Here is a 17,219-nt window from a genome sequence, read left to right on the forward strand (position 1 = left end):
GCGCCCTCTTTGGGAATGATGCATGAACACGACCGCCAACGCCAATCTGTTTTCCCGCCTGTTCGATACGCTCGACGATCCGAACCGGCTCGCGATCGAAATGCTCGACGGCACGCGCATCAGCTATGGCGAGTTGATCGCCCGCGCCGGCCAAATGGCGAATGTGCTGGTGGCGCGCGGCGTCAAGCCCGGCGACCGTGTCGCGGCGCAAACCGAGAAATCGGTGCCGGCGCTGATCCTCTACCTCGCGACGGTCCGCGCAGGCGCGGTCTACCTGCCGCTCAACACCGCCTATACGCTGAACGAGCTCGATTACTTCATCGGCGATGCCGAGCCGTCGCTGGTCGTCTGCGATCCCTCGAAGGCGGAAGGCATCGGCGCGATCGCGGCGAAGGTGAAGGCCAAGGTCGAGACGCTCGGCGCCGACGGCAAGGGCTCGCTGACGGAGGCCGCCGCCAAGGCGGACGCCGCGTTCGCAACGGTTGCCCGCAGCAATGACGACCTCGCCGCCATTCTCTACACATCAGGCACCACCGGCCGCTCCAAGGGCGCGATGCTGACGCACGACAATCTCGCGTCAAACTCCTACAGCCTGGTCGACTACTGGCGCTTCACCGACAAGGATGTCCTGATCCACGCGCTGCCGATCTATCACACCCACGGCCTGTTCGTGGCCAGCAACGTCACGCTGTTCGCCCGCGCCTCGATGATCTTCCTGCCGAAGCTCGACCCCGAACTGATGATCAAGCTGATGGCGCGCGCGACCGTCATGATGGGCGTGCCGACCTTCTACACGCGACTATTGCAGAGCCTGGCACTGACCAAGGAATCGACCAGGCACATGCGGCTGTTCATTTCGGGCTCCGCGCCGCTGCTCGCCGACACCCACCGCGAATGGTCCGCGCGCACCGGCCACGCCGTGCTGGAACGCTACGGCATGACCGAAACCAACATGAACACGTCCAACCCCTATGACGGCGAGCGCGTGCCCGGCGCGGTCGGTCTTCCCCTGCCCGGCGTCTCCGTCCGCGTCACCGATCACGAGACCGGCAAGGAATTGGCGCGCGACGAGATCGGCATGATCGAGGTGAAAGGCCCGAACGTGTTCAAGGGCTACTGGCGGATGCCGGAAAAAACAAAATCCGAATTCCGCGACGACGGTTTCTTCATCACCGGCGATCTCGGCAAGATCGACGCCAAGGGCTACGTCCACATCCTCGGCCGCGGCAAGGATCTGGTGATCTCGGGCGGCTTCAACGTTTACCCCAAGGAAATCGAGAGCGAGATCGACGCCATGCCGGGCGTGATCGAATCCGCCGTGATCGGCGTGCCGCATGCCGATTTCGGCGAGGGCGTTACGGCCGTGGTGGTCTGCAACAAGGGCGCCGACGTCACCGAAGCGGGCGTGCTGAAAGCGCTCGACGGACGGCTGGCCAAGTTCAAGATGCCCAAGCGCGTCTTCGTCGTCGACGAACTGCCACGCAACGCGATGGGCAAGGTGCAGAAGAATATTTTGCGGGATACCTACGCGAAGATTTACGCGAAGTAGTACAGCGCTGTAGCCCGGGTGGAGCGAAGCGCAACCCGGGAGCTTCCTATCCATCTGCGAGAGTCCCGGATTGCGCTTCGCTCCATCCGGGCTACGCGCTCACAGCAGACTGATCGCGAACCGGCTACCGACAATGAACATATATGCGCCGAACGCCATCTCCAGCGTGCGCTTCGACATCGCATGCGCAGCACGCACCCCGAGCGGCGCCGTGATCAGCGTGGTCGGCATCACCAGTAGCGCGCCGATCAGCGAGACATAGCCGAGCGTGAACGGCAGTTGCAGCGCGGCGACGTCGGGAAAGCGCGCCGCCGCCGGCCAGCCGGCATAGACATAGCCGATCGCGCCGGGGATCGAGATCAGCACCGCAATCGCCGACGAAGTCGCGACCGCCTGATGGATCGGCCGGCCGTAGAACGTCATCAGCAGGTTCGCGAACAATCCGCCGCCCACGCCCATCAGGGTCGATAACAAGCCAACGAAAAAACCGTAGACGCGCATCAGAAAGCCCTTCGGCACGTCGTCGCCGAGCTTCCAGGTCTCCCGTGCCAGCAACAGCCGCGCCGCCGCCGACCACGCCACCATCACGAACACGATCTTGAACAGGCGCTCCGGCGCGTAGCGCGCTATGACGCTGCCGGCGCCTACGCCGAGCACGATCGGCAGCCACCAGCGCCTGAGGATCGCCATGTCGACCGCGCCCCTTTTGTAATGGGCGCGAAACGCGGCGAGCGAAGTCGGGATGATGATGGCGAGCGAGGTGCCGATGCAGAGCGGCATCCGTACCTCCAGCGGGACGCCGGCGAGGCGGAAGCATTCATAAAACACCGGCACCAGGATCGCGCCGCCGCCGATGCCGAACACGCCGGCAAGAAACCCCGACAGGGCCCCGACCGCGATCAGCAGCAATGCGAGTTCGATGAGTTCTCTCGGATCGAGGCCGGCGATCATGTCTTGCGTATCTCGCGTTCTGGACTTTCGGCCGCGGGTGGCGACCGCGGGGAGCCTTAGCTGTTTCTGAAATGCGGGAGTATCCATTATCTCGTGGGGACACCCTTGCCGCCTGATCGCGACCATCATCGCTGCCTGGCGCTCTCAGCTACCCGGCAGCGCCGAGCGGCGGCACCAAAGCGGGGTCGCAAATTCCGCATATCCGGTCGGCTCTGGATGAATAGCCGCGACGCGCTCGCGGCCGCCGCAAACGAGACGGTGGCAGAGCGTACACCGCCGTGACGGGCGGGAGCCCGATCTTGCCGCTGGCCTCTTGGTGCGCGGGCTCGCCGATTGCCGGCCGGTTCCGATGCTGCGGCACCTGATGTTTCAGCCGTTGCTGCTGGCTTCTCCGAAGGCGCGGGCCGTCGTCGATTATCTCGTTGAGCGGTGACGCAGCAGCGATCCCTTGGTCACTCAGCGCATAGACGGATGGATAGAATCAATGTTCAATTCTTCAACTGTGCCAGCCGGCTCTGGTATACCAAGCCGCTGATCAAACGCGTTTCATAGCCGCGCTAGTAATGAACCGCGGTTCGATTTCAAGCCATTTGATCGTTGCGCGGACTGTTTCGACTCCGTAAATAGAATTCATCTACCGCGTTCCCCGATGGGGCTGGCCGCGGTCCCACACAACATAAAGTCGCCTAATGACCGCCAGGATCGAACGACCGATATCGCCCCATTTGCAGACCTACCGCGTGACCCTGACGATGGCGCTGTCCGTCATCCATCGCGCCACCGGTATTGCGCTCTATTTCGGTACCCTGCTGCTGTCCTGGTGGCTGATTGCCGCCGCCTCCGGGCCCGGGGCCTATGCCAACGTCCAGGCCTTCACCGGCAGCATCATCGGCAAGCTGATCGTATTCGGCTACACGTGGGCGCTGCTGCATCACCTGTGCAGCGGTTTCCGCTACTTCTTCTGGGACCTCGGCTACGGCTTCAAGGCCAATGAGCGCGAGGCGCTCACCTGGGGGGCGCTGATCGCGGGCATTTCGCTGACCGTGCTGGTCTGGATCGTCGCGTACACGGTCGGAGGCGGACGATGAGCAGCCGTTCCTCGATGCGCACGCCGCTCGGCCGGGTCCGCAATCTCGGTTCCTCGCATTCCGGCACCAGCGATTTCTGGCGCCAGCGCCTCACCGCAGTGGCGATGGCGCTCCTGATCCTGCCCGTCATCGTCATCGTGCTGATGCTGATCGGCCGCAACCAGGCCGGTGCGGCGCAAATTCTCGGCTCGTTGCCGATCGCGATCATCCTGGTCCTCTTCATCATCGCCAGCGCCTGGCACATGAAGATCGGTATGCAGATCGTGATCGAGGATTATATCCACAACGAGAAGCTCAAGCTCGCCAGCGTGATGGCGAACAATTTCTTCTGTATCGCGGTCGCGCTGGCGTCGATCTACGCGATCCTCAAACTGTCATCGGGAGTCTGACCCATGACTTCTAGGAATTCGGCCGAAGGTAACGGCAAGGCCACCAACGGCAGTGGCGGTGTCAGAAGTGGCCCGGCCACCAACGGAAAAGCCTATCCGATCGAGGACCACACCTACGACGTCGTGGTCGTCGGCGCTGGCGGCGCCGGCTTGCGCGCCGTGGTCGGCTGCAGCGAGGCTGGCCTCCGCACCGCCTGCATCACAAAAGTGTTCCCGACCCGCTCGCATACGGTCGCAGCGCAAGGCGGCATCTCGGCCTCGCTCGGCAACATGCATCCGGACGACTGGCGCTGGCACATGTACGACACCGTCAAGGGGTCGGACTGGCTCGGCGACCAGGACGCGATCGAATACATGGTGCGCAACGCGCCGGAAGCCGTCTACGAGCTCGAGCATTGGGGCGTGCCGTTCTCACGCACCGAGGACGGCAAGATCTACCAGCGCCCGTTCGGCGGCATGACCATGGACTACGGCAAGGGCCAGGCGCAGCGCACCTGCGCCGCCGCCGACCGCACCGGCCATGCCATGCTGCACACGATGTACGGCCAGGCGCTGCGTCATTCGGCCGAATTCTACATCGAGTTCTTCGCCATCGACCTGATCATGGACGACCAGGGCGTCTGCCGCGGCGTCATCGCGCTCAAGCTCGACGACGGCACGCTGCATCGTTTCCGCGCCCAGACCACGATTCTCGCCACCGGCGGCTATGGCCGCGCCTACGCCTCCTGCACCTCAGCGCATACCTGCACCGGCGATGGCGGCGGCATGGTGCTGCGCGCCGGCCTGCCGCTGCAGGACATGGAATTCATTCAATTCCACCCGACCGGCATCTACGGTTCGGGCTGCCTCGTCACCGAGGGCGCCCGCGGCGAAGGCGGCTATCTCGTCAATTCCGAGGGCGAGCGCTTCATGGAGCGTTACGCGCCCTCCGCCAAGGATCTCGCCTCCCGCGATGTCGTCTCGCGCTCGATGACCATCGAGATCCGCGAAGGCCGCGGCGTCGGCAAGAAGAAGGACCACATCTACCTGCACCTCGATCATCTCGATCCCAAGGTGCTGAACGAACGGCTGCCGGGCATTTCCGAATCGGCGAAGATTTTCGCCAATGTCGACGTTACCCGCGAGCCGATCCCGATCGTGCCGACCGTGCACTACAACATGGGCGGCATTCCCACCAATTATCACGCCGAAGTGCTGACCAAGAAGAACGGCGACGACAATGCCGTGGTGCCCGGCCTGATGGCGATCGGCGAAGCCGCCTGCGTGTCCGTGCACGGCGCCAACCGGCTCGGCTCCAACTCGCTGATCGACCTCGTCGTGTTCGGCCGCGCCGCCGCGCTACGGCTTGCGGAAAAGCTGACGCCGAACGGCAAGCAGCCGGACCTGCCGAAGGATTCGTCCGACATGGCGCTCGGCCGGCTCGACCATTATCGCTACGCCTCCGGCGGCACGCCGACCGCAAAGCTGCGCGAAGGCATGCAGCACGTCATGCAGAGCAATTGCGCGGTGTTCCGCACCGGCGAGATCCTGCACGAAGGTCAGAACCTGATCCACAAGGTGCATGGCGGCATCGGCGACGTCGCGACGACGGACCGCTCGCTGGTCTGGAATTCCGACCTTGTCGAAACGCTCGAATTCGACAATCTGATCGCGCAGGCGGTCGTCACCATGGATTCGGCGGCGAACCGCACCGAAAGCCGCGGCGCGCATGCACGCGAGGACTTTTCCGAGCGCGACGACAAGAACTGGATGAAGCATACGCTGGCGTGGATCGACAATGGCGGCAACACCACGATCGACTATCGCCCGGTGCACGACTACACGATGACGAACGACGTTCAGTACATTCCGCCGAAGGCACGCGTGTATTGATGAACCACACCCCGTCATTCCGGGATGGTCCGAAGGACCAGACCCGGAATCTCGAGATTCCGGGTTCGATGCTTCGCATCGCCCCGGAATGACAAGAGGTCAGAATAATGGCTGAATTCACGCTTCCGAAAAATTCAAAGATCACCGGCGGCAAGGCTTGGCCGAAGCCGGCGGGCGCGACCGAGACGCGCGAGTTCAGGGTGTATCGCTGGAATCCGGACGACGGCAAGAACCCGAGCGTCGACACCTACCACGTCGACATCCATGACTGCGGCCCGATGGTGCTGGACGGCCTGATCTGGATCAAGAACAACATCGACCCGACCCTGACCTTCCGCCGCTCCTGCCGTGAAGGCGTCTGCGGTTCCTGCGCCATGAACATCGATGGCCAGAACACGCTGGCCTGCACCAAGTCGATGCACGACGTCGCCGCAGGCGGCGCGGTGAAGGTCAACCCGCTGCCGCACCAGCCGGTCGTGAAGGACCTGGTGCCTGATCTCACCAACTTCTACGCCCAATATGCCTCGATCGAGCCGTGGCTGAAGACGACGACGCCGACGCCGCAGAAGGAATGGAAGCAGAGCCACGAGGACCGCGAAAAGCTCGACGGTCTCTATGAGTGCATCCTCTGCGCCTGCTGCTCGACCTCCTGCCCGAGCTATTGGTGGAACAGCGACCGCTTCCTCGGGCCGGCGGCACTCCTGCAGGCCAACCGCTGGGTCACGGATTCCCGGGATGAGGCCACCGGCGAACGGCTCGACAACCTCGAAGATCCGTTCCGCCTCTACCGCTGCCACACCATCATGAACTGCGCCAAGGCATGCCCGAAGGGCCTCAACCCGTCGGAAGCCATCGCCGAACTCAAGCTGAAGATGGTCGAGCGCCAGATCTAGGCGCTGACCCGCAGCCCGGATGGAGCGCCGCGAAATCCGGGGATTCTCTCGGCGGGGGAACGTTGTCCCCGGATTGCGCTTCGCTCCATCCGGGCTACGGGACCGATCATATTTGAATCGATTATAATCGATCCCGGCCGCCCACCTCCCGCACAAGTTCCCTTTCCGGCTCCGCTTTATTCCTCGCACAACTTTGCGTTAAGCTCGCCGCGGAGCTGGAGCGAGCGTGCAGACCGCGCAACGTAATTCGCTGAGACTGTTGCAATGGATGATGGTCGCCTCGCTGGCCCTTCCGTTGGCGCTCTTTGTATTTGCATCCGCCGTCTCCTGGGTCTCGATCCGCGAAACCGCCGATCGCGAAATCGAGCATTCGCTGGATGTCGCGCACGAGCATGCGCTGAAAGTATTCGAGACCATCGACCGCAGCCTGTCGGAGATGGCCGAGATCATCCGCGACGTTCCCGACGCCGACATCGTGGCGCGCGAGCAGATGCTGCATCTGCGGCTGAAACGACTGGTCGCCTCGCTGCCGCAGGTGAAGTCGGCCTGGATCTTCGACGCCAGGGGCCATGCCCTCGTCAACAGCCTGGTCGTCCCGGCGCCGGGAATCGATTTTTCCGACCGCGACTATTTCAAGACCCATGTCGACGCCGACATCGGCACCTATATCGGTGAAGCGCTGAAGCCGCGGCCGCCCTATCAGGGCGCGCCATTTTTCGGCGTCAGCCGGCGACGCCCGAGCGAGGACGGCAACTTCGCCGGCGTGCTGCAGGCTTCGGTATTCCCTGAGTACTTCGAGAACTACTACGCCCGGATCGGCCGGGAGCCCGGCAGCTATTTCGCGCTCGGCCGCGCCGATGGCACGGTGCTGGCGCGCTTCCCCATCGACCGCGACATCCGCCTCGACCGCAACGGGCCGATCGGGAAACTGGTCGCGGCCAATCCCAAGGCGGGCCTCATCACCGTGACGTCGCCGACCGACGGCATCGAACGCCGCCTCGGCTACCGGCGGCTCGCGGAATACCCGATTTATGTGGGCGCGGGCCTCGAGACTTCGACCATACGCTCGCGCTGGCTCTCCACCATGAGCCAGCATCTGATCTTCGGCGCGCCGGCTACCGCGTTGCTATTTGCCCTGCTGGGGCTGGCCTTGCGCCGCACGCGCCATCTAATTTTCGAGGCCGAAAGGCGCCAGCAGGCCGAGGAAGCGCTGATGCACGGCCAGCGGCTGGAGGCGCTGGGCCGACTGACCGGCGGCGTGGCGCACGACTTCAACAATCTGCTCACCGTGATCCGTGCTTCCGTCGACCTGCTGCGGCGCCCCGACCTGCCGGATGTGCGGCGGTTGCGCTATATCGATGCGATCTCGGACACGGTAACCCGCGCCGCCAAGCTGACCGGGCAGTTGCTGGCCTTCGCGCGGCGGCAGGCGCTGAAGCCGGAGGTGTTCGACGTCAGCCGAAGCGTGCAGATGCTGAGCGAAATGATCGGCACGCTGGTCGGTCCTCGGATCGAGATCGTCATCCTCGGGTCGGAAGAGCCGTGTTTCGTCAACGCCGACGCCAGCCAGTTCGAAACGGCCATCATCAACATCGCCGTGAACGCGCGGGACGCCATGGAGGGCCGTGGGCGGCTGACGATAGCGGTGGGAATGGCGGCCAGCCTGCCCAATGCCGCCCCGCTGCCGCAACATCCCTATGGCTATGTCGCCGTATCCGTCGCCGACACCGGCAGCGGCATTCCGCCGGATCGGCTCGAACGCATCTTCGAACCCTTCTTCACGACCAAGCAGGCCGGCCACGGCACCGGGCTCGGCCTGTCGCAGGTATTCGGCTTCGCCAAGCAATCCGGCGGCGAAGTAGCCGTCGCCAGCGAAATCGGCAAAGGCAGTATTTTCACGCTGTATCTGCCGCGCACCGCCGGCAGCGGGAAGTCGCGACAACCGGCGGCAGATGCCGCCGCGATCGATGGAAGCGGAACGTCGGTGCTGGTGGTCGAGGACAATGCCGAGGTCGGACGATTCACGACCGATGCGCTGGCCGAGCTCGGCTATGCCACCAAACTCGTCGGCAACGCTACGCATGCGCTCGAAGAACTCGCAAGCAGCGCCGAGCGATTCGACGCCGTATTCACCGACGTCGTGATGCCCGGAATGTCCGGCATCGAACTCGCCCAGGAAATCCGCCGCCACTACCCCGAGCTGCCGGTGGTGTTGACCAGCGGCTACAGCCATGTGCTGTCGGAGCACGGCAGCCACGGTTTCGAGCTGCTGCAAAAACCCTATTCGATCGAGCAGCTCTCCCGCGTGCTGCACCGGGTTGCCCGGCGAGGCGTTACACAAGCGGCGGCCTCCGCATCATCCTGAAAGCAACCGCATCGCTGGCAGACAGGTCCGTGCGCGGCCTTCTGGTGCCGCCGGCATAGGCGATCCGGAACCCGGGGGAACCTTTTGATTTGGCTGCCGTTGGGCCGCCATGGGCAAAGCAACCGGCAAATCGTCAGCGAAGAAATCCGCCGCGAACAAACCCGTCAAAGCAAGCAAGAAGCCGGACCCCGGCGAAAGCACGCCGGATTCCGAAGAAAAAGCCGAACTCGCCGAGGTTGTCGCTGAAACCGGCGATCACGTCGAACCGCCGCCGCCGGAGGTCGTCGAGCCGGATCCGGAATTGTCCCCCGAAGAGGCTGAACAGGCCCGCAAGGACTATCTGCTGACGCGGTTCTGGATCAGCGCGCGCGGCTATTGGGGCCGGAGCGGCGACCGGCTGGCGTGGCTGTTCTCGATCGGGCTGTTGCTCCTGATCATCACCAATGTCGGCTTTCAGTACGGCATCAACGTCTGGAATCGCGCGATCTTCGACGCCATCGAGAAGCGCGATTCCGCTACCGTGTACTATCTCGCGGCGGTATTCTTTCCGCTCGCGATCGGCAGCGTGCTGCTCGGCGTGGCGCAGGTGTTCGCCCGCATGGGCATCCAGCGCCGCTGGCGCGCGTGGCTGACCCATTCGGTGATCTCGCGCTGGCTGGCCAATGGCCGCTACTACCAGCTCGATCTCGTCGGCGGCGATCACAAGAATCCGGAATATCGCATCGCCGAGGATTTGCGGATCGCGACCGACTCGCCGGTGGATTTCGTCGCCGGCGTCACGTCGGCATTTTTGTCGGCCGCCACCTTCATCGTCGTGCTCTGGACCATCGGCGGCGCGCTGACACTGACGATGGGCGGCTCCACCATCACCATTCCCGGCTTCCTTGTAATCGCCGCGATCGTCTATGCCGCGATCGCCTCCGGCTCGATCATGGCGATCGGACGAAGCTTCGTGCAGGTATCCGAAGACAAGAACCAGGCCGAGGCCGAATACCGCTACGTCCTGACCCGCGTGCGCGAGAACGGCGAAAGCATCGCGCTGCTCGGCGGCGAAGAGGAAGAGCGAGACGGCATCGACAGGACATTTTCCAACGTGCTGCGGCAATGGGCGCGCGTCGCCGGCCAACATATGCGCACCACGCTGGTATCGCAGGGATCCAGCCTCATCGCACCGGTCGTGCCGCTATTGTTGTGCGCGCCGAAATTTCTCGACGGCAGCATGACGCTCGGTCAGGTGATGCAGGCGGCGTCCGCCTTCACCATCGTGCAGACCGCGTTCGGCTGGCTGGTCGACAATTATCCGCGGCTCGCCGACTGGAACGCCGGGGCACGCCGCATCGCCTCATTGATGATGTCGCTCGACGGCCTCGAGCGCGCCGAGCAGGGCGACGGCATCGGCCGCATCCAGCGCGGCGAGACCCAGGGCGGCGCCATGCTCAGCCTCAACGATCTCTCGGTGACGCTCGACGACGGCACGGCGGTCGTCGGCGAGACCGAGGTAGCGATCGATCCCGGCGAGCGGCTATTGGTGGCGGGCGAGTCCGGCACCGGCAAGAGCACGCTGGTGCGCGCGCTCGCCGGGCTGTGGCCCTGGGGCGGCGGCAGCGTCAACTTCCATCCCGATCGCCGGCTCTTCATGCTGCCGCAAAAGCCGTACATCCCCTCCGGCACGCTGCGGCGCGCGATCGCCTATCCCGGCGCGGCCGACGACTGGCTCACGGAGCAGATTCACGACGCCCTGCACAAGGTCGGCCTCGACCATCTCAAGGAGAAGATCGAGGAAGAGGGACCGTGGGACCAGACGCTGTCCGGCGGCGAGAAGCAGCGGCTGGCGTTCGCACGCCTGTTGCTGCACAACCCCGACATCGTGGTGCTGGACGAGGCGACGTCGGCGCTCGATGAAAAGAGCCAGGACAAGATGATGGAGATCGTCATCAAGGAGCTGCCGAAGGCCACCATCGTCAGCGTTGCCCACCGCGCCGAACTGGAGGCGTTTCACAGCCGCAAGATCGTGCTGGAGCGGCGCAAGGGCGGCGCCAAGCTGGTCAGCGACGTCGACCTGATCCCGCGCAAGGACAAACGCCGCCTGCTCGGCCGCTTCCTGCGCCATCGGAAGGCCGCGAAGAAAGCGGCGTAGTCTTTTTCTCGCGGAGTGGCGTGAACGATCTATCAGGCCGTCATTGCGAGCGCAGCGAAGCAATCCACCTCTCCACTTGCCGCGCGATGGATTGCTTCGCTGCGCTCGCAATGACGCGGATGGGCCGCGGCGTACCGGACGACTACCTTTCCGATGACCAAGCCGATCGCGGCCATAATTGAACCTGTTTCGCCGCTGCAAAACCGGCTATGCATGCGCCGCTTCTATCCGAGGACCACCGTTTGACGCCCGACAACGATCCTTCGCCCGCGCCGTTCGGCGCATTCGCCCCGAGTGCCGCACAGGCTGCGATCATTTCGCTTGCGCACCGCACGCGGCTGAAGCGCGGCGCGTTTCGCCCCTGGCTGTCGCGGCTGGTGAATCTGTTGCGCGCCGGTCCGGTCGACGTGCCCTATCAAGGCGCCTCGTTCCGCTTCTATCACCAGGCCAGCGCCACCGAGCGCGGCGCGCTGTTCAATCCCGCCTACAACATCGAGGAGCTGGATTTTCTGCGCGCGCATGTGCCCGCCGGCGGCGTATTCGTCGATGTCGGCGCCAATGTCGGCACCTATGCGCTTGCCTTGGCGCGCCATGTCGGCGCCGGCGGCAAGGTGATCGCGATCGAGCCGCATCCGGTCACCCATGCGCGGCTCGCCTTCAATAACGCCGCGTCCGGCTACAGCCAGGTGCGACTGGTGGCGGCCGCCGCCGGTCCCGCCGACGGCGAATTGATGATCGAAACCGACGGCGACAATCTCGGCGCCAGCCACATCGTGTCGGGCGAGGCCTCCGGCAAGGCGATCACGGTGCCGTCGCTGCGACTGCAGCGCATCCTCGAAGAAGCCGGCGCCGCGCGTGTCGACGCGCTCAAGATCGATGTCGAAGGGTTTGAGGATCGCGTGTTGATCGGCTTCTTCGCCGACGCGCCGCAGGCGTTGTGGCCGCGTGCGGTCGTGATCGAGCATCTGTCAAGGGACGAATGGCAGCAGGACTGCCTCGCCGACATGCGGGCGCGGGGTTATGTCGAGACCGGGAGAACCCGCAGCAACACGCTGCTGGCACGAGGCTGAATTACCGCTGCGCAAATCATTCCTCCAACCACGGGAGAGCTTGATGATCGACCACGTCGGATTTCCGGTTTCGGATTACGCGCGTTCCAAGGCGTTTTACCTGAAAGCCCTTGCGCCGCTCGACTACGTCCTCGTGATGGAGGTCGAGCAGGATCGACCCGGCGAGGAGCTCGCCGCAGGTTTCGGCGCCAATGGAAAACCCGATTTCTGGATCGGCGGCGAAGGCGGGCTGGACAAGCCGTTGCATGTCGCGATCGTGGCAAAGGACCGCGCGACGGTGGACGCCTTTTACAAGGCGGCGCTTGCCGCCGGCGGACGCGACAACGGCGCACCGGGAATTCGCGCGCACTATCATCCGAATTACTACGGCGCGTTCGTGCTCGATCCCGACGGCCACAATATCGAGGCGGTCTGCCACGCGCCCGCTTGAGCCGGTTCCACCGGTTCCATTTTGAATCGCATGGGAACCTGAGGCTGTCGCAGTCGTTGTCGCACCCGGAGCTTAAGTGTTCAGGAGATGTGATGCCGATCGAACCGCCGGAGATACCGCCGGCGACGCCAGGACAACCAACCGAGCCGCCACGGGAGGCCCCACCCGGGAGCCCCCGTCCGGAGGTCCCACCACCCTTCCGTGAACCGGGTCAACCCCCACAACCGCAGGAGTTGCCGGGCAAGCTGCCGGACGAGTTGCCAGTACGCGGGCCGAACGGGCCCCGCACACCCAACCCCGCCACCGATCCGGGGGCCGGATGAACACCTCGCCTGAACGCGCAATGAACAGGGATGCATGCAACCCATTGCGCCAATGAAATAAAAAGCATCCGAGCATTTGTAGGCCGCCACATTCCGGCCTAATGATTAGCCGCTCATCGACCAACTGACATGTCAATGAGGGCCCTTCCGTTGCTGTCAGGCCTATCTTCGGGGACCAAGGATATCATGACAAACTTCCGCATTCTGCTACTCGCCACGACTGCTTTGACGGCGACGCAGTTCGTGACCTCCGCATCGCATGCGCAGGCCGCGCCGATCGTCGTGGCGCAAGCCAAGGAAGAGGATGGCCGAGCCAGGGGAGGCCAGCAGCCACAGAGAGGCCAACAGCCACAGAAGGGCGCGCCGCCGCCGGCTGCTGCCCCCAAGGCGCCCGCGGCTCCGCCGCCACCCCCGGCGGCAGCACCTCAGCGTCAGGCCCCGCCTCCGCCGCCCCCCGCAGCCGCGCCGCCGCCGCGTCCCACGCCTCCGCCGCCACCGCCCGCTGCGGCGCCACCACCACGTCCGACGCCTGCACCGCCGCCGGCGGCTGCACCTGCGCGCCCGACACCTCCTCCCGACGCCGCCCCCAGGGCACCGGCAGCACCTCCCGCGGCGGCACCTGCACGTCCGACAGCACCGCCGCCTCCGCCGCCGGCCGCAGCGCCTGCAGCGCCGAAGCAACCTGCCGCGCCGACACCGCCACCGCCGCCCGCTTCTCCCCAGAAGGGAACGCCTTCGCCTGTGCCGCCACCGGCCGCCGGCACCAGGCAGCCGCCGGCGCCTGCCGCCACCCCGGCTGCACCAGCGGCATCGCCGACGACCGCGCCTCTGCCCGGCGGAAGCACCGCTGCGCCGCCGCCGCGTCCCGGTGCAACACCGCCTGGCGCACCGACCGCAACGCCGCCGGCCGCGGGCGCACCCACGGCCGCGCCAACCGCCCCGACCGGCCGCCCCGGCGCGCCGCCGGCTGCGGGCCAAGCCACTCCGACGCCTCCGGCCGCCGGCGCGCCACCGGTGCGACCCGGTGCGCCGACAACGCCGCCGGCTGCGAGGGCTCCAGCCGCGCCGCCCGCCGCGGGAACTCCGCGCGCGGCTCCCGCCGGCGCCGCGGCGCCAAGTGTCGTCCCCGGCACGCCAGCCGCAGCGCCCCCGCCCGGCAGGGCGCAATTCGCTCCGCCGACGGTTGCACCCGCGTTCCGGGCCGCACCCACGGTCACAACGCCACTACCGCCACCGCCACAGCCACGGCGTGAAAACCTGACGCCGCTCGCGATCGGCGCGGGCGTCGTCGCAGGCGCCGTGGTCGGCGCGACCATCGCCAACATGCACAGCCAGCGACGGGAGGTCACCGAGGGCGGCCGCACGGTCTACTATGAGCCGGACCGCGTCATCATCCGTGACCCGAGCGGACAACAATACGTCCGCGGCAACGATCTCTATCGCTTCCGCTATGGTGCGCGCGACATCCAGACCCAGACCGTCGGCGGCGAAACCCGCACCGTCGTAGTCCGGCCGGATGGCAGCCAGATCATCACCGTGGTCGGCAGTGACGGGCGGCTGCTGCGCCGCATCCGCCGCGACGACCGTGGCCGTGAGATCATCATCATCGACAACAGCTACCGCGATCCGCAAGCCGTCGGCGGCTTCTATGTCGATCTGCCGCCGCCAGTGGTCAACATGCCATACGACCGCTACATCGTCGCCGCGGACGAAGCACCCCCGGAAGTGATCTACGAAACCCTGAGGGCGCCGCCGGTGCAACGGATCAACCGGCGCTACTCGCTCGACGAAATCCGCTACAGCCCAAATGTGCGGATGCAGATGCCGAGCATCGACGTCAACTCCATCAACTTCGCGACCGGTTCGTGGGAGATCCCGCCGGACCAGGCGGCGAAGCTGCAGGTGATCGCCGACGGCCTGAACCAGGCGGTCCAGGCCAATCCGCGCGCAGTGTTCCTGATCGAAGGTCACACCGACAAGGTGGGCTCCGATGTCGACAATCTGTCGCTGTCGGACCGCCGCGCGGAATCCGCCGCAACGCTGCTGACGCAGCAGTTCAACGTGCCGGCGGAGAACCTGACCTCGCAGGGTTATGGCGAGCAGTATCCGAAGGAGCAGGTCGACGGGCCGAGCGAGATCAACCGGCGCGTCACCATCCGCAACATCACGCCGCTGCTCAATGGCGGGCAGGCCTCGCTGCCGCCGCCCCCGCCCGGCACCGCGCCGCCGCGCTGAGGCGCTGGTTACGGAACGAAAATGGCCGGGAGCGATCCCGGCCATTTTTTTGAGTTTCTATTTTGACGCGTTTTCTTTACGCGAACCGGTATCCACTTCGCTCGAAAACGCTATCACGCGCTGAGCGCCCGCGGCGTCACGCAGGCCGCGCAAATAGCGGCGGCGTGCCGGTGATCGGTGCCGCAGCAGCCGCCGAGAATCCGCATCTTCGGAAACGCGCTTCTGAGGGCAACGTAACGCCGCCCGAGATCGGCTGGGTCACCGGCATCGAGCGTTTCGGATTCGTCGAGTTCAGCATGGCTCTTGGTCGAGGCGTTGGCCCTGATGCCATGGATGCGTTCCGTCCAGGCTTCGCCCGCCTGCAACGCATCTTCGAAATGCGTCGGGTGCGCGCAGTTGATCAGGAAGTATTCGGGCGCGCTATCGGTTTCGCGATCCACGGCCTCGATCGCCTCACGCAGCGTCTCGCCCTTCACCAGGCGGCCATTGGTTTCGACGGTGAACGAGATCGCCGCCGGTATCGCGAGCGCCTTCGCGGCGCGCGCGATGCCGATCGCTTCATTGATGCTGGTGAGCGTGTAGGCGGTAATCATGTCGGCGCCGCCCTCGACGAAGGCCGCGATCTGCGCCCGATGATAGTCCTCGGCTTCCGCAGCATCCATGTTGCCCGCCTTGTAGCCATCGCCGCGCGGACCGATGGCGCCGCTGATGATGCAGGACGCGCCCGGCCGCTCCCAACCGGCGCGCAGCTCTTCCAGGAATGCAATCGAGCGGACATTGATCGCCTTGAGCGCGACCGCATCGTAGCCGAGCTTGGTGCCCCAGTCCGGATTGGCGCGCCATGTCGGGCTGTCGAGCACGAAGCCTGTGCCATGCTCTCGAGCGACCGCAAGGTAGGCGGCGTAATATTGCTTGAGCTGCTCCCGGCCTTCGGCGCTGTCGAGCAGCACAAAGGCGGCAAAGTGCGGCAGCTCCACGCCGTGGTGGAAGATCAGCGTCGTTTCCATGCCGCCATCGGTAAGGAAAATGCCGCCGCGGCGCTGCGGCAGGGCGTTTCGGTATCTGGCCATTTCAACATCTCCGCCATTGAGGGACCTCGATACGTCTCTCCCGCATCTGATAAGTCCGGCGATGTTGGTGCCTCATAGTGTCGCGGTGGCCTAGACGGCTTGCGGTGCGGCTGAACCGGAAGCCGCAAAGTGGTACGAAATCAGATGGTTGTAGATTGAGCGGCAGCGCGGTCGCACTGGCCGCCGCGGAGAAACCGTACCATGAGTACAGTTCTGGAACCCCGGATGAGCAAGGGCGAAGCGACGCGCGAGCGAATTCTCGAAATCGCGGAGGCGGCCGTTCTCGCCAAGGGATTCGGCGCCACCTCGATCGAGGAGGTGATCGCGGAAGCCGGCCTCACCAAGAGCGGCTTCTTCTATCACTTCAAGGACAAGAATGCGCTCGCGCGCGAGATGCTCCGCCGCTATGTCGCGACCAACGACCAGCTCTTCGACGACATCTTCGGGCGCGGCCGTGAGCTTTCTGACGACCCGCTGCAGGCGTTCCTGATTTCGCTGAAGCTGCTGGCGGAAACGATGGCCGATCTGCCGGGCGGCCATCCGGGCTGCCTCATCGCCAGCATCTGCTATCAGGAGCGGCTGTTCGATCGCGAGATACGCGACCTCACCGCGCAGTCCGTGCGCGCCTGGAACGCGCGCTTCCGCGCCATTCTCGATGGCATCGCCGTGGTCTATCCGCCGAGGGAGCCGGTCGATCTCGACGATGTCGCCGACATGCTGTCCTGCATCGTCGACGGCGCCATCATCATGTCCAAGACGCTGAACGATCCGAGCCGCCTCGAACGACAGATTCTGACCTTTCGAAGCTGCATCAAGCTGATGTTTGCGCCGCCCTCGCCTTCCTGAA

14 protein-coding genes are annotated in these 17,219 nt (G+C 65.1%); 12 read left to right on the forward strand and 2 right to left on the reverse strand.

Going from position 1 to position 17,219, the window contains the following annotated elements; genetic code table 11:
- The first annotated feature begins 22 nt into the window (after positions 1 to 22).
- Positions 23 to 1,549: a malonate--CoA ligase gene (locus LMTR21_RS39075; RefSeq protein ID WP_065751687.1), complete on the forward strand. Its 1,527-nt coding sequence runs from the start codon at positions 23 to 25 to the stop codon at positions 1,547 to 1,549.
- 99 nt (positions 1,550 to 1,648) lie between these two features.
- On the opposite strand, the gene LMTR21_RS39080 is transcribed toward LMTR21_RS39075, so the two are convergent.
- Positions 1,649 to 2,500 (reverse strand): sulfite exporter TauE/SafE family protein, encoded by an 852-nt coding sequence (locus tag LMTR21_RS39080; RefSeq protein WP_065751688.1) that lies wholly within the window; start codon positions 2,498 to 2,500, stop codon positions 1,649 to 1,651.
- A 689-nt stretch (positions 2,501 to 3,189) separates the two neighbouring features.
- Here LMTR21_RS39080 and sdhC point away from each other — a divergent pair.
- The 10 genes from sdhC (at position 3,190) to LMTR21_RS42135 (ending at position 15,302) form a co-directional block, all read left to right on the forward strand.
- On the forward strand, positions 3,190 to 3,588 hold the full coding sequence (sdhC, locus tag LMTR21_RS39085) for a succinate dehydrogenase, cytochrome b556 subunit (protein ID WP_057837772.1): 399 nt from the start codon (positions 3,190 to 3,192) through the stop codon (positions 3,586 to 3,588).
- A gap of 14 nt (positions 3,589 to 3,602) precedes the next feature.
- Entirely contained in the window at positions 3,603 to 3,977 is a 375-nt protein-coding gene (gene sdhD / locus LMTR21_RS39090; RefSeq protein WP_141688181.1) for a succinate dehydrogenase, hydrophobic membrane anchor protein, read from the forward strand.
- Between the two features lie 3 nt (positions 3,978 to 3,980).
- The gene (sdhA, locus tag LMTR21_RS39095; RefSeq protein WP_065751689.1) at positions 3,981 to 5,849 is read left to right on the forward strand and encodes a succinate dehydrogenase flavoprotein subunit; all 1,869 of its coding nucleotides are present in this window, start codon (positions 3,981 to 3,983) and stop codon (positions 5,847 to 5,849) included.
- A 107-nt stretch (positions 5,850 to 5,956) separates the two neighbouring features.
- Positions 5,957 to 6,742, forward strand: coding sequence for a succinate dehydrogenase iron-sulfur subunit (locus LMTR21_RS39100; protein WP_065751690.1), 786 nt, complete (start codon positions 5,957 to 5,959; stop codon positions 6,740 to 6,742).
- Between the two features lie 226 nt (positions 6,743 to 6,968).
- Positions 6,969 to 9,107, forward strand: a complete 2,139-nt coding sequence (locus LMTR21_RS39105) for a hybrid sensor histidine kinase/response regulator (protein WP_065751691.1) — start codon at positions 6,969 to 6,971, stop codon at positions 9,105 to 9,107.
- Positions 9,108 to 9,216: 109 nt separating this feature from the next.
- Positions 9,217 to 11,244 carry an ABC transporter ATP-binding protein/permease gene (locus tag LMTR21_RS39110; RefSeq protein WP_065751692.1) on the forward strand — a complete coding sequence of 676 codons (2,028 nt, stop codon included), beginning with the start codon at positions 9,217 to 9,219 and terminating at the stop codon, positions 11,242 to 11,244.
- A 242-nt stretch (positions 11,245 to 11,486) separates the two neighbouring features.
- Entirely contained in the window at positions 11,487 to 12,314 is an 828-nt protein-coding gene (locus LMTR21_RS39115) for an FkbM family methyltransferase (protein WP_065751704.1), read from the forward strand.
- Between the two features lie 43 nt (positions 12,315 to 12,357).
- Positions 12,358 to 12,744, forward strand: a complete 387-nt coding sequence (locus LMTR21_RS39120; protein ID WP_065751693.1) for a VOC family protein — start codon at positions 12,358 to 12,360, stop codon at positions 12,742 to 12,744.
- Between the two features lie 92 nt (positions 12,745 to 12,836).
- Positions 12,837 to 13,067, forward strand: coding sequence for a hypothetical protein (locus LMTR21_RS41405; protein WP_084030490.1), 231 nt, complete (start codon positions 12,837 to 12,839; stop codon positions 13,065 to 13,067).
- A 186-nt stretch (positions 13,068 to 13,253) separates the two neighbouring features.
- Positions 13,254 to 15,302 (forward strand): OmpA family protein, encoded by a 2,049-nt coding sequence (locus tag LMTR21_RS42135; RefSeq protein ID WP_148636052.1) that lies wholly within the window; start codon positions 13,254 to 13,256, stop codon positions 15,300 to 15,302.
- Positions 15,303 to 15,415: 113 nt separating this feature from the next.
- On the opposite strand, the gene LMTR21_RS39135 is transcribed toward LMTR21_RS42135, so the two are convergent.
- Positions 15,416 to 16,372: a homocysteine S-methyltransferase family protein gene (locus LMTR21_RS39135; RefSeq protein ID WP_065753880.1), complete on the reverse strand. Its 957-nt coding sequence runs from the start codon at positions 16,370 to 16,372 to the stop codon at positions 15,416 to 15,418.
- 225 nt (positions 16,373 to 16,597) lie between these two features.
- Here LMTR21_RS39135 and LMTR21_RS39140 point away from each other — a divergent pair, with 225 nt between their 5' ends.
- On the forward strand, positions 16,598 to 17,218 hold the full coding sequence (locus LMTR21_RS39140; RefSeq protein WP_065753881.1) for a TetR family transcriptional regulator: 621 nt from the start codon (positions 16,598 to 16,600) through the stop codon (positions 17,216 to 17,218).
- Position 17,219 lies beyond the last annotated feature (1 nt).

Source organism: Bradyrhizobium paxllaeri (assembly GCF_001693515.2).
Classification (GTDB): domain Bacteria; phylum Pseudomonadota; class Alphaproteobacteria; order Rhizobiales; family Xanthobacteraceae; genus Bradyrhizobium; species Bradyrhizobium paxllaeri.